A 12731-nucleotide genomic window follows, 5' to 3' on the forward strand; every position below is an offset into this window, starting at 1 on the left:
AACGCCTACCGCATCGCCCAGCAGACCGACGCCGGCGAGCGGGTCGTGGTCGGCGTCAACCGCTTCCAGCTCGGCGAGGAAGAACCCTACGAACCGCTCCGTGTCGACCCCGCCATCGAGGCCCAGCAGGCCGAACGCCTCGCCAGACTCCGCACGGAACGCGACCAGCGGGCGGTGGACTCGGCGCTGGCCGCGCTGAAGAAGGCGGCGGAGGGGGAGGACAACGTCCTGTACCCGATGAAGGAGGCGTTGCGGGCCCGGGCGACGGTGGGCGAGGTGTGCAACGCCCTGCGGGAGGTGTGGGGGACTTACGTGCCTTCCGATGCCTTCTGACCTGGTCGGTTACGCCCTATGAGTGATCGCGGGCGGATGCAGTCCGTTCCCGGCTACTCTCGTGGTGAGTGGGCCCCGGAAAGGAGGACGCCATGGCCGTACTGCAGCAGGAGCTGACCCTGGGCGAGGCTGCCGACCAGCTCGCCCGTGCACTGCCTGGCCACCGCGTGGAGATTCTCCAGGGGAGGCTCACTGTGACACCGCCGCCGGATGGCTCGCATCAGCTGGCGCTGACGAAACTCGGCAGGGCATTCGACCACGCGGGAATCGTCGAGACCGGGCGTGAATGGGTTCAGGGGGTCGGGCTCTGGCTGCCCACATTGCCGGCGGACTTCGCGATCCCCGATTTCTCCATCGTCGACGAGGACTTCCGCGACGCCCACGTCACCAAGAACCACTACGCCCCGAACGTCTTCCGCATGGTCGTCGAGATCACGTCGTCCAACTGGTCTGACGACCTCGGCCCCAAGGTCGAGTGCTACGCCCAGGCGGGCATCCCCGTCTACCTGATCGTCGACCGCAAGCACGACGAGATCCTGCTGTACACCGATCCGGCCGACGGCAAGTACCCCGACCCCCAGCGTTTCAAGCGCGGCCAGGACGTGGCTGTGCCGGAGTCGGTCGGCGTGCGCGTCGAGCTCTTTGCGGACACCCTTCCCGACGGCTGAAACACCGGAACGGAATGTCGTACCCCCGTGCGACACTCCTGTCCATGTTCGGCGTCAACGATCTCCCCACCTACCTGGCAGGCCTCGTCCTGATCGTCCTGCTCCCCGGGCCCAACTCGCTGTACGTGCTGTCCGTGGCCGCCCGCAAGGGCGTGCGCACCGGATATGCGGCGGCGGCCGGTGTCTTCACCGGGGACGCCGTCCTGATGACGCTCGCGGCGCTCGGCGCGGCGTCCGTGCTCACCACCACGCCGTTGCTGTTCATGGTGGTGAAGTACGCCGGTGCCGGATACCTGGCGTGGATGGCGTACGGCATGCTGCGCTCCGCGTGGAGCATGTGGAAGGAGCGGGGCGAGCCGGCGAAGGCCGGGGCACCCGCCGCACCCACCGCCTCCGCGGACGAGCACCCTTACCGTCGCGCCCTGGTCGTGTCGCTGCTCAACCCGAAGGCGATCCTCTTCCTGATCTCCTTCTTCGTGCAGTTCGTCGACCCCGGCTACGCCTATCCCGCGCTCTCCTTCGTCGTCCTGGGCGCCCTGCTCCAGACGGCGAGCTTCCTCTACCTGTCGCTGCTGATCTTCGGCGGCACCCGCCTGGCCGAGGCGTTCCGCCGCCGCCGGCGGCTGGCGGCGGGGGCCACCTCGGCCGCCGGTGCGCTGTTCCTCGGGTTCGCGGCGAAGCTGTCGGTCGCCAGCGCCTAGGGGCTGTCGTTTGGATCACGTCGCAGGGAAGGGGCGGTGCCTGATCAGCGCCGGTGTGCGTGCCAGACCCCGCGTCTGCGGCGTGATCCAAACGACAGGCCCTGGGTCTCATAGTCCGACGCGGGCCAGGTACGCGCGCACTCCCTCCGCCGTGTCCCCCGCCCAGCCGACGTAGCCGTCCGGCCGGACGAGGAAGACGCCGGGGCCGTACGCCTCCGGGGCGGCGGGGAGCGTGCGTACCGACTCCGGTACGCCGGCCACGTGCCCTGCGGCGCCCAGCAGCGTCCAGTGCGGCCCCCGGAACGCGTCGAAGAGGCGTACGCCGTCCACCGTCCCGTCGGGGGCGCGGTCACCCGCGCGCACCGGGCCGGGGGCCGTCCGGGTCTCCCGTGTGAGCGACGCCTCCCGGTAGCCCAGCCCCAGCTGCCGGGTCGCCGACCCGCGCCGCACCTCGCCGCGATGGACGCCGGTCGACAGACCGAGCACCCCGGCGGCGACCGGCCGCCGCTCCTCCTCGTAGGTGTCCAGCAGCGCCGCGTCCGCCCCGCCCCGCAGCACCGCGCCCAGCTTCCAGCCCAGGTTGTAGGCGTCCTGGACACTGGTGTTGAGCCCCTGCCCGCCCGCGGGGGAGTGCACGTGCGCCGCGTCCCCGGCGAGGAACACCCGGCCCGCGCGGAAGCGGTCGGCGAGTGCGGCGCGCGGGCGGAAGTCCGACGCCCAGCGGACCTCGGTGACGTCCGAGGCGGCGAGGTGGGAGCGGGCGGCGACGACCCGTCGTACTCCCTCGGGTGACAGATTCACCGCCGTCCCCTCCGCGAACCGGGCGATCAGCTGGAAGTCCTCCGTCCCGGCCAGCGGGCAGAGCGCGAGGAAGTCACCGGTGCCCTCGCGGGGCGGGAAGATGTGCCAGTTGTCCCGGTCGAGACCGGTGATACGGACGTCCGCCACCAGCATCGGAGCCGGGTCGACCTCCTCGCCGGTCATGCCGATGCCGACCGCGCGGCGCACGGCCGAGCGGCCGCCGTCGGCGGCGACGGCGTAGCGGGCGCGGACACTCTCCCCGGAGGCCAGATGTGCGGTCACGCCCTCCGCGTCCTGCGCGACCCCGACGACCTCGCGGCCGAAGGCGACCTTGCCGCCCAGTTCCTCCAGCCGCGCCAGCAGGACCTCCTGGGTCCGCCACTGCGGCACCATCCACCCCTTCGGATAGGGCGTGTCCTCGCCCTCACCTTCCTCGGCCGGGTCGAACATGTGGTGCACGCCCAGCCGCCGGCCCTCCTGCCAGATCATCCCCACCGGGTAGGTCCCGCCCGCCGCGTGGATCGCGTCCAGCACGCCGAGGTCGTCGAAGACCTCCATGGTGCGCGGCTGGATCCCCTTGCCGCGTGAGCCGGGGAACAGCCCCTGCGCCCGCTCCACCACCAGTGCGTCCACCCCGCGCCGGGCCAGGTCGATGCCGAGGGCGAGGCCGGTCGGACCCGCGCCGACGACCAGAACGTCCGCATTCATGGCAATCTCCTTAACGTTGTTAAGTGCCGCTTGAGTCCGAGGATGGGCTTAACGCCGTTAAGCTGTCAAGCGTGAGCACGGAACGACGGGCGCCCCTCGACCGCCGCCGGGTCGCCGACACGGCACTGAAGCTGCTGAACGAGGTCGGCCTGGACGGCCTGACCCTGCGCGCCATCGCCAAGGAACTCGATGTCAAGGCGCCCGCCCTGTACTGGCACTTCAAGGACAAGCAGGCGCTGCTGGACGAGATGGCGACGGAGATGATGCGGCGCATGTCCGCCGACATGACCGCGGAGACCACCGCGCCGGACCGGGACTGGCGGGAGGCGTTCTTCGCGATGATGTGCGGCCTGCGCGCCCACCTGCTGCGCTACCGGGACGGCGCCAAGGTCTACGCCGGTACGCACTTCACCGACCTGTCGTACGCGGAGCCGATGGAGGCCGGCCTGAGCATGCTCACCCGGGCGGGCTTCACCCCGGCGGGCGCGGCCCGCGCCTGGTTCACCGCGTACAGCTACACCATCGGCTACGTCATCGAGGAACAGGCCATGGGCCCCGACCCGGCCTCCGCCGACGAGGGGTACGACCTGGACGCGCGCGCCGAACGCCTCGCTCGCCATCCGCTGGCCGCGCAGGCCGGCCATGAGATGTTCCGGGACCACACCAGGGGCTTCGAGGCGGGCCTGAGCGCGGTGATCGAGGGCATCGGCGCGACCCTGCGGAGCGGCCCGGCCACCGGGTGAGTCAGGCCCGGTGACCCCTCGCCAGCACCGCCCGCAGCCGAGGCGTCGCCGGCTTCTCCACGAGGTGGTGGATCAGCCACGCCAGCAGCAGCATCGAGGCGACCGTGAGCGTGAACGTCACCGCCGAGGACAGGTGCAGCCCCCGGTGCAGGGCGCCGATCACCACCCAGCCGAGATGCTCGTGGACCAGGTAGAACGGGTACGTCAGCGCCCCGGCCACCGTCAGCCAGCGCCAGTTCACCCGGTTCAGCCAGCCCAGCGCCACCGCCGCGACCGCCGCGAAGCCCAGGGTCACCACGAGGACGATCATGGCGGAGGAGCGGTAGGAGAACGCGTCCCCGCCGGGCGCGTGCCACAGCTCCCGGACGACATGGTGCTGCCCCAGCAGCCAGCTCACGCCCACGATGCCCCAGGCGTAGGCGTCCCGCCGGTCGCGGTGGACCAGGTAGAGGCCGACACCGCCGACGAAGAACGGCGCGTACTCGGGCATCAGCACGATGTCGAGCAGCGGCTCCTTCGCGGCCTGCGCGATCACCGCCGCCAGCGTCCAGCACGCGCAGAACATGATCGTGCGCCGTCGGCTCGCCCCCGGCAGCACCACGAACAGGGCGAACAGCGCGTAGAAGCGGACCTCCGCCCACAGCGTCCAGCACACCCCCAGCACCCGGTCCACGCCCAGCGGCATCTGCAGCATCGTCAGGTTCACCAGCGCGTCGCTCGGCGACACCGCCTCGTACGCCACCACCGGCAGCGCGAACACGGCCGCCACCAGCACGACCGCACACCAATAGGCCGGCAGCAGCCGCGAGGCGCGCGAGGCGAAGAAAGACCTCAGCGGCCGGCCCCAGCCGCTCATGCAGATCACGAATCCGCTGATCACGAAGAAGATCTGCACACCCAGGCACCCGTACGCGAACCACGAGTGGAGCGTCGGGAACTGGAGCTTCGGGGAGGTGCCCCAGGCCTCGGTGACCTCCCCGCCGCGACCGCCGTAGTGGTAGGCCGCCACCATCAGCGCGGCGACGAGGCGCAGCCCGTCGAGAGCCCGCAGCCGGCTCTCCCGGGGCGGCTTCGGCGGCGTCGGCCGCACGGTCATGTCGACGGCCGGGCGGGCGGTCAGGCTGGTCACGTACGTCCCCTACAGGTGCGGGCGGTGGCCCCATGGCGCGATGGATGTATCAGCACGCTAATCCGGTTCACAGCGGGCACCTGACCACCGGGCCAACGATTCGCCGCCCGGTCCCTGCGCGTTCACCCACCGGTCGTCTTGGTTTCCTAAATTCCTCAACATCCCCCCACGCCACTCGGACACCAGGAGTGCCATGACGAGGGTCCACAGGGATCAGCCAAGACGCGCACGGGCAGAGGGAGGGGAACTGGAGGACTGTCTGCGGGCCTGCGCGGTGCACAGCGGCAAACTCGTCGGCAGCGTCGACCGTCGGCGGATCGAACTCGCCGAGCATCTCAGAAAGCTGCTCGTCGTCTGCACGACCCGCACCACCACCGCCCAGGCGCCCGCCCCGACCGGCGCGACCGCCCTGCTCAAACGGGCCGTCAAAGGCGCGGCGGCACCGAGCTCCGACATCTCCGGCGACCTCCTCGACGCTCTGCTCGCCGTCGCCAACAAGGCCCTGGAGTGCGGCTACGACGACGAGCTGAACCTCGCTCTGGTCATCAGCGACACCGTGCTGGCCCACCGCAAGAACTCCCGGGCCGGCTGGCGGCTGCGCGCCCGGCTCCTCGAGACCCTCGGCGACGAGCCCGCCGCCGTCGCGGCCTACGAGCGCTACCTCGACCTCACCGACGACGACGGCTTCGGCGTCCGCGCCAAGGTCGCGGGCCTGCGCGCCGCGGCCGACAAGGAGCGGGACCTGCTCGCCCTGCTGCGCCGCCAGTGCCCGCGCGCCGAGGAGTTCGCGGGGCGCCCCGCCACCGACGTATGGGCCGAGGGGCTGGCCGCACACGCCGTTGGGGACTGGACGGAGGCCGAGCCGCGCCTCGTGGGAGCGCTCCTCACCCTGGCCGCCGAGGACGCCCCGGTCGCCGACCGGCAGGAACTGCTCAGCCAGTACCTCGACCTGCGCCTCGCCGCCGACCGCGGCCCCGCCGCCCTGCCCGGCCTCACGGCGGCCCTCGCCCTCTACGCCGAGCAGCGCCGCACCCGCATGCGCGGCCCCGTCGCCGACCCCACCATCGGCGGCGTGCAGTGGATCAGCCTCGGCGAGTTCCGCAATCTGATCGCGGGCAAGTCCATCTGCCTGGTCGCCAACTCCGGCCGCGTCGGCGCAAGTTCCCTCGGTGCCGAGATCGACGCCTACGACCTCGTGGTGCGCTTCAACTCGTACCGGATCGACCCGGAGCACACCGGCAGCCGCACCGACATCCACGCCACCATCCACAAGCACGGCTTCAACTGGGACCGGCCGGTCACCACCCGGCTCGTCTTCGGCGGCGTCTCCGGCGACTGGAAATACTCCCTGCGCAACCGCCTCGTCCCCGGCGCCCAGAAGCACCTCGGCGACGAGTCCCTGCGCTGGCCCGTGCGCAACATCGGCCGGCTCTCCGCCGACGCCTGGCCGGGCATCCCGACCACCGGCTTCAACATGCTGTACCTGCTGGACTTCCTCGACGTCAGCCCCACCCTCGACCTGATCGGCTTCGACTTCTACGAGAGCGGCGCCTACCGCGTGCCGGAGGCGATGAAGCTGGCCATCACGTCCGTGCACGAATACACCAGCGAGAAGGAATGGGTCATGCAGCGGGCCCAGCGCGTGACCGACCTGAGGATATCCCTGCGATGACCACCACCTCCCCGACACCGGCCGGCACCGCGGCCGCCGCCCCGGTGACCACGGCCCACCACCTCACCGGCAAGCGCCGCATCGCCTTCGCGTCCTACGTCGACGAGAACTACCTCCCCGGCTTCCTCGCCCTGCTGCGCAGCCTCGCCCTGTCCAACCCGGGCGTGTGCGAGGACTTCGTCGTCCTGCACGACGACCTGCGCCCCGGCTCCATCGCGAGGATCCGCGCCCTGCACCCGCGCATCGTGCTGCGCCGCGTGAACGCCGGGCACTACGACACGTACAAGAAGGGCGACCAGGACAACTACCTGGTGCGCAAGGCGTACTTCATCCTCGACGTCTTCCGGCTGCGCGACTACGACACGGTCATCACCCTGGACACCGACATGGTCGTCCTCGGCGACCTGACCGAACTGCTCACGCTGCGCGAGGGCCTGGCAGCCGTCCCGCAGTTCTTCCACGGGCAGCACAAGCTCAACTCCGGGCTGCTGGTCATCCAGCGCGAGTACCTCAGCGACGCGTTCTGCGCGAAGCTCGACGCGACCGGCCGCAGCGGCGACTACGAACTCGACAAGCACGACCAGGGCATCCTCAACGCCGTCCTCGACGGCGACTTCGTCCGCCTGGACCCGCGCTACAACTTCGTCAAGCGCCGGCTGTCCGGCGACCTCCCGGTGCCCGAGGACACCGCGGTCCTGCACTTCACCGGTCGCCACAAGCCCTGGCAGGGCGGCGAGTCGGGCTACGCGCAGGCCGAGGAGCGCTGGCGGGCGTACGAGATGAGCGACGCCGACTTCCACGCCGCGTACCTGGCGCTGGGCGGCACCCTCCACCACGACCTGCTCGTGCACTTCGGCACCCCGCACGTGGCCCGCACCGGCGACGTGGAGAGCGCCCGCAAGGTGGCCGCCGCGCACATCGCGGCCGGCGACTACCAGGACGCCGTCGACATCCTCTCCGGCGTCCGCATCCCCCTCGACGAGGCCTGGCCGCACGAGGTGCTCGGGCACGCCCTGATGAGCGTCTCCCGCTACGCGGAGGCCAGGGCCCGGCTGCTGCTGGCCACCGCCGCGCCCAACCGGGCCGCCACCGCCTACGCCCGGCTCGCCCAGATCGCCTGGGTGCACGGCGACGACGCCGAGGCCCTCGCCCACGCCACCGCCGGCATGGCGGTCGACCCCACGCACCGGCCCAGCCGCCTGTGGGCGCAGCGCGCCGCCGCCGTGCCGGTGCAGGAACAGGGCGCCCCCGAGGACCAGCTCGCCCACGTCGCCTTCTACATGGACCGGCAGGGCAACGCCGGCGACAAGCTGCTGCCGGAGACCGTGCGGCTGGCCTTCGGCCCCGACACCACCACCCGCCGCTGGCACTCCGTGCACGCCCACCGGCTGTTCGACCGGGCCGCCCTGCAGCGCGTCAACGCCCGGCGCGGACTGGTCATCGGCGGCGGCGGACTGTTCATCCCGGACACCATGCCCAACGGCAACAGCGCCTGGCAGTGGAACGTCCCCGACGAGCAGCTGCGCGCGATCGACGTGCCGGTCATGGTGTACGCGGTCGGGTTCAACGCCTTCGACGGGCAGTCCTACCGGGCCGGCCGGTTCCGGGAGAGCCTCAGGCTCCTGGTGGAGAAGTCGGCGTTCTTCGGGCTGCGCAACCACGGCTCCATCGACAAGGTCCGCGCGATGCTCCCCGCCCACCTGCACGACAGGGTGCGCTTCCAGCCCTGCCCCACCACGGTCAGCCGGCAGCTCGTCCCCGGCTGGCAGGACCCGGTGAGCCGCGAGGACACCGTCCTGCTGAACGCCGCCTACGACCGGGCGGGCCTGCGCTTCGGCCACGACTACGGGCACTTCCTCGCCGAGATCGCGAAGGCCGTGCGGGGCATCGGCGCCCACACCGAGGTGCGCTGCGTGGCGCACTCCCTCGACGACGAGCGGATCGCCTTCGACCTGCGCCGCGAGCACGGCATCTCGCTGCCCGTCATCCCGATGTACGACTTCGACAACGACGCCATCCGTGACCTGTACGCCAGGACACGGCTGGTCATCGGCATGCGCGGGCACGCCGGCATGATCCCGTTCGGAGTGGGCACGCCGATCGTTTCCCTGATCTCGCACCCGAAGATGGCCTACTTCCTGGCCGACATCGAGCGACCCGAGTGGGGCGTCTCCGTGCATGAGCGCCACCTGGGCGCCGTCCTCACCGAACGCGCGCTCGGCATCCTGGACGCCCACGCGAGGACCGTCGCCGACGTCCACGAGCGGCAGCAGACGCTGTGGAAGGTCACCGAGGCCAACGCCGCCGACCTGAAGGCGATCCTCGGCGGGTGAGACCGTCCTGAACACAGCGGTGAGCTCCGCGGCCGGACCCGGCCGCGGGGCTCACCGGCGTCTCAGCGCCCGACGGCCTTCTTCACCAGCCGCCCCAGCCGCGAGCCCCTGCCGCCCCGCTCCCGGTCCTGCTCGTAGGCCTTGCGCAGTTGCTCGAAGTGGTCGGCGCGGGTCCGGCTCAGGTACGCGTCGCCGGTCAGCGGCCTGGCGATCGACCAGGCCCGCTCGTGGTCGCCGGCGTAGTGGGCGACGTACGCCTTGGCGAACTCCAGCACCGACTTGAAGGGGATGCCGCCCGTGTGGTCGCGGTCGACCCGCTCCTGCACGGCGGAGATCAGCTCCAGCTTCTCGTCGACGGTGTACGCGTCCTCCGCGATCCGCTTCAGCAGGTCCTCGGGGATCGGCCGGACCACCTCGAAGGCGAGCGTGGAGCGGATCGGCGGCCCGGCGATCTCGATGTACGGCAGCAGCGCGCCCGTGCTGTGGTGCAGCCACGGCAGCCGGGGCCCGGCGAAGTCCTGGTGCAGCACCACCGAGCCCGGCCGCAGCCGCGTCAGGAAGCGCTCGGCGACACAGCGGAACACCCGGGCGGTCTTGGCGATGTCGATGTGCAGGAACTCGACGGCGCTGGTGTCCTCGGGATCGGAGGTCTGCCACAGATCCCCGGCGTGGATCTCCAGGAACGGCAGGAACGGCTCCAGACGGCTCTTGAAGTCGTTCAGAAAGGAGTCGTCGTCCTGCGGCTTCGCCCCGGCGGTGAAGAACTTCTCCGTGGCGAAGGTGCCCTTGCCGACCCGGAAGAAGTCGTACGCGTGCAGCCGCCCGGTGCGTTCGTCGAACACCGGGCTCTCCCGCAGCCCGAGCGCCAGGGCGTACGTGGAGCCGCCCCCGCCGGAGCCCAGCTCGACCAGCCGGTCCTCGCCCGTGAGGTGATGCCGGCCCAGCAGGTACAGGAACCGCAACTCCCAGGTGCTCACCTGGGAGTAGGGGAGGTCGTCGGGCAGGCGGACGTCGTCGAGGAGGGGGTAGAGCCGGCCGAGGTTCGTCATGGATGCCTCACGGTTCGGGTGGCACAAGCACACAAGAGGGGAGGGCGGCACCCGTAACCCTAGAGGGGCGAACGTGAGTTCACCATGGAATCCAAGGAGTAACGGCCCGGATCACCGCCGTTTCCTCACCCTTCGTCGGGTGTTCACCGTCGCACCACCCGCCGCTGCAACCGCCGTGCCTTGCGCGCGACCCGCCGCACCGTGGCGTTGCGCGGCAGGAAGCCCAGCCGGGCCGGCACACCGCCGGGCAGGCCCAGCGAGGTCAGGCGCTTCTTCTTGAAGTAGCGCCAGGTGTGACCGTCCAGCCGCGTCGACAGATAGCGCTCGGCCTCCGCCCTGAGGTCCGGCAGGATCTTCGGTTGCATGGCGAAGCCGACCGTCCGGACCAGCTCCGTGAGGGCATCGGTGTCCGCACCCGTGCGTCCCTCCGTGACGGCCGCACGGTCCGTCAGCTCGGGCAGCAGCGCGTCGACGATCGTGACGGGCACGCGATTGCTGTTCTCGAACGGCGTCAGCCGGTCCAGCAGCAGGTCCGTGCCGACCCGGGCGACCGGCAGTCCGTACAGCGCGGAGGCGGTGATCAGAGCCGTGGAGAAGCAGCCGACGACCAGCGCCGGACGCATCCGCTGGTACAGCACCTCGGCCAGCACCGGCGTGTCCAGCACCGTCAGGTCGACACCGAGCCGCTCGGCCTCCTCCTCCAGCAGGCGGGTGAAGCGGGCCGGCGCCGTCGGATGCGGCTTGAGCACCACCCGGCGGTGGCCGAGTTCGACCGCGCCCTTCAGCATCCGTACGTGCAGCTTCTCCTCCTCCTCGGCGGAGAGGATGTTCAGCGCCGACAGATACTGGCCCAGCAGCAGCGCCGGCTCCTCGATCGGAGGCAATTCCGCCCCCGTGTCGACCAGTTCGGCCAGCACCTTGGTGAACGCCGGGGTCGGCACCACCTCCGCCGGGACGTCGAACTCCGTCAGCAGCAGCGGCCGGAGCCCCGGCACCAGGTCGAGGTGCAGCAGCCGCTCCACGCGCGTGCCGACCAGCAGGTCGAGCTTGTTGCGGGTGGGGCCGTAGCTCATCAGGCCGTCCGCGTACACCGTCAGCGGCGCGTCGGTGAAGATCTGCGCCAGCCCCAGCGCCGGGTTGACCTGGATCGACTCCACGGCGAGCGCCACGTCGTCGTCACCGAGCCCCCACGCCAGCCGCAGATAGCGTTCCCACAAGGGGGCGTCCTCGTAGCGCGGTGCCCAACCCCCTGGATGGAAGGGGAAGACGGCGTCGTTCCACGACACCACGTCGTCGAAGCGACCGCGCAGCCGCTCGAACCCGGGCATCTCGTCCACGGCCGGTGTCGTCTCCGGCGTCGCCGCGTTGTTCGACACCAGCAGGATGCGCCGGCCGGCCGGGGCGAAACAGCCCGCGTCCAGGGCGGCGGCCAGCGTGGCCGTGCCGTACAGCGTCGACGCCATGAAGATCTGCGTGGTCATGCCGCCACCTCCGCCGCCGGAACGGGACGCCGGCGCAGCCGGCGCAGCCGCGTGGCCCGCTCGGCGTCCATCGACGCGAGCGCGTCGTCCAGCACGTCCTGCGGCATCCGCCGCAGCGCCGCGCTGCTCATCGCCTTCAGCTTCCGGGCCACGGGCGCCTCGAACTTCTCGATGGAACCGAGATGATGGGAAATGATGGCGCAGTAGGTGCGCACCGCCTTCGGCAGCAGCATCGCCGCCTCCGCGTCCGCCGCGGTCTCCTCGATCACCTGGTCGAAGGCGCGGATGAAGTCCAGCTGCCGGGCGTCCCCGATCTGCGTCAGCGACGAGGCGACCCCACGCCGGTAGAACACCCCGAGCAGGCTCGTCACCGCGAACGACTCCGCCTCCCGGTGCAGTTTCCAGATCCACGGGCGGTCCTCGGCGGTGCGCAGCCCGTCGGTGAAGTGCAGCAGCCCCCGGTCGACCAGCCGGCGGTGGTAGACGCCCGCCCAGGCGTAGGCGTAGTCCACGGACGTGGTCCGGTGCGCGGGCAGGATCGCCGCACGCGGCGGCAGCACCACATTGCGGCGCCCGTGCGGCACCCGCTGCACGGAACGGGCCCGGGCCGTGCACTGCACATGGTCCGTGCGCACGAAGTCGCAGCCCAGCTCCTCGATCACGGCGAGCAGCCGGGCGTAGTAGCCGGGCGCCAGCCAGTCGTCGCCGTCCATGAACGTCAGATACTCCCCGCGCGCCCGGTCGATACCGGTGTTGCGGGCGGTCGCCAGGCCGCCGTTCTGCTCATGTCTGACCAGCACCGCCCCCGGCAGCTCGCGCTCGGCACGCGCGAGAAGTTCCGCGGTCCCATCGGTGGAACAGTCGTCGACGAGAATGAATTCGAAGTCCTCGCGCGCGTTCGCGCGAAGACTCCGCAGGGCATCGGGGACGTATTGCCGCACGTTGTAGAACGGCACGATGACAGAGAGCTTGAGCACGAGACGGACGTTAGGCGGCGGCCCGGCATTCGGCTTTACCCGCACCTTGAGCCAGGGTGAACGACGCGTGGCGAAGTGGTGAAGCGGGCGCCTTTTCCGCCTGGGAACGAGCCGATTCGCCATTCGGCGGTGTGCT

Annotated in this window: 11 protein-coding genes; 6 read left to right on the top strand and 5 right to left on the bottom strand. The window is 71.1% G+C overall.

Annotated features, from left to right (window positions below; translation table 11 throughout):
* The 3 genes from AB0412_RS34330 to leuE form a co-directional block, all read left to right on the top strand.
* Nucleotides 1-333, top strand: a 333-nt coding sequence (locus AB0412_RS34330) for a methylmalonyl-CoA mutase family protein (RefSeq protein ID WP_366406530.1), incomplete at its 5' end; no start/stop codon positions are given.
* Between the two features lie 92 nt (nucleotides 334-425).
* Entirely contained in the window at nucleotides 426-1001 is a 576-nt protein-coding gene (locus tag AB0412_RS34335) for a Uma2 family endonuclease (RefSeq protein WP_366406531.1), read from the top strand.
* A 44-nt stretch (nucleotides 1002-1045) separates the two neighbouring features.
* Complete coding sequence (leuE, locus tag AB0412_RS34340; RefSeq protein ID WP_366406532.1) at nucleotides 1046-1702, top strand: leucine efflux protein LeuE; 657 nt, start codon at nucleotides 1046-1048, stop codon at nucleotides 1700-1702.
* A 108-nt stretch (nucleotides 1703-1810) separates the two neighbouring features.
* Here leuE and AB0412_RS34345 read toward each other — a convergent pair whose 3' ends face one another.
* On the bottom strand, nucleotides 1811-3211 hold the full coding sequence (locus AB0412_RS34345; RefSeq protein ID WP_366406533.1) for an FAD-dependent oxidoreductase: 1401 nt from the start codon (nucleotides 3209-3211) through the stop codon (nucleotides 1811-1813).
* Nucleotides 3212-3282: 71 nt separating this feature from the next.
* On the opposite strand from AB0412_RS34345, the gene AB0412_RS34350 reads away from it, so the two are divergent.
* Nucleotides 3283-3954 (top strand): TetR/AcrR family transcriptional regulator C-terminal domain-containing protein, encoded by a 672-nt coding sequence (locus AB0412_RS34350; RefSeq protein WP_366406534.1) that lies wholly within the window; start codon nucleotides 3283-3285, stop codon nucleotides 3952-3954.
* 1 nt (nucleotide 3955) lies between these two features.
* Here the strand turns inward: AB0412_RS34350 and AB0412_RS34355 are convergent, their stop codons facing one another.
* Nucleotides 3956-5050, bottom strand: coding sequence for an acyltransferase (locus AB0412_RS34355; RefSeq protein ID WP_366406571.1), 1095 nt, complete (start codon nucleotides 5048-5050; stop codon nucleotides 3956-3958).
* 307 nt (nucleotides 5051-5357) lie between these two features.
* On the opposite strand from AB0412_RS34355, the gene AB0412_RS34360 reads away from it, so the two are divergent.
* Together AB0412_RS34360 and AB0412_RS34365 are read left to right on the top strand one after the other, a co-directional pair.
* Complete coding sequence (locus tag AB0412_RS34360; protein WP_366406535.1) at nucleotides 5358-6755, top strand: glycosyltransferase family 29 protein; 1398 nt, start codon at nucleotides 5358-5360, stop codon at nucleotides 6753-6755.
* On the top strand, nucleotides 6752-9088 hold the full coding sequence (locus AB0412_RS34365; protein ID WP_366406536.1) for a glycosyltransferase: 2337 nt from the start codon (nucleotides 6752-6754) through the stop codon (nucleotides 9086-9088). The genes AB0412_RS34360 and AB0412_RS34365 overlap by 4 nt, the downstream gene beginning before the upstream one ends.
* Nucleotides 9089-9150: 62 nt before the next feature.
* Here the strand turns inward: AB0412_RS34365 and AB0412_RS34370 are convergent, their stop codons facing one another.
* From AB0412_RS34370 to AB0412_RS34380, 3 genes are all read right to left on the bottom strand, one after another.
* Nucleotides 9151-10137 carry a hypothetical protein gene (locus AB0412_RS34370; protein WP_366406537.1) on the bottom strand — a complete coding sequence of 329 codons (987 nt, stop codon included), beginning with the start codon at nucleotides 10135-10137 and terminating at the stop codon, nucleotides 9151-9153.
* A gap of 143 nt (nucleotides 10138-10280) precedes the next feature.
* Nucleotides 10281-11618 carry a polysialyltransferase family glycosyltransferase gene (locus tag AB0412_RS34375; RefSeq protein WP_366406538.1) on the bottom strand — a complete coding sequence of 446 codons (1338 nt, stop codon included), beginning with the start codon at nucleotides 11616-11618 and terminating at the stop codon, nucleotides 10281-10283.
* Complete coding sequence (locus tag AB0412_RS34380) at nucleotides 11615-12595, bottom strand: glycosyltransferase family 2 protein (RefSeq protein WP_366406539.1); 981 nt, start codon at nucleotides 12593-12595, stop codon at nucleotides 11615-11617. The genes AB0412_RS34375 and AB0412_RS34380 overlap by 4 nt, the downstream gene beginning before the upstream one ends.
* Nucleotides 12596-12731: the final 136 nt, after the last annotated feature.

This window comes from Streptomyces sp. NPDC052012, from assembly GCF_040689265.1.
Taxonomy (GTDB): domain Bacteria; phylum Actinomycetota; class Actinomycetes; order Streptomycetales; family Streptomycetaceae; genus Streptomyces.

What these genes read in the sequence shown, in the direction of transcription:
- AB0412_RS34335 (WP_366406531.1), top strand. Translation starts at nt 426, where the DNA reads ATGGCCGTACTGCAGCAGGAGCTGACCCTGGGCGAGGCTGCCGACCAG.
- leuE (WP_366406532.1), top strand. Translation starts at nt 1,046, where the DNA reads ATGTTCGGCGTCAACGATCTCCCCACCTACCTGGCAGGCCTCGTCCTG.
- AB0412_RS34345 (WP_366406533.1), bottom strand. Translation starts at nt 3,211, where the DNA reads ATGAATGCGGACGTTCTGGTCGTCGGCGCGGGTCCGACCGGCCTCGCC.
- AB0412_RS34355 (WP_366406571.1), bottom strand. Translation starts at nt 5,050, where the DNA reads ATGACCGTGCGGCCGACGCCGCCGAAGCCGCCCCGGGAGAGCCGGCTG.
- AB0412_RS34365 (WP_366406536.1), top strand. Translation starts at nt 6,752, where the DNA reads ATGACCACCACCTCCCCGACACCGGCCGGCACCGCGGCCGCCGCCCCG.
- AB0412_RS34370 (WP_366406537.1), bottom strand. Translation starts at nt 10,137, where the DNA reads ATGACGAACCTCGGCCGGCTCTACCCCCTCCTCGACGACGTCCGCCTG.
- AB0412_RS34375 (WP_366406538.1), bottom strand. Translation starts at nt 11,618, where the DNA reads ATGACCACGCAGATCTTCATGGCGTCGACGCTGTACGGCACGGCCACG.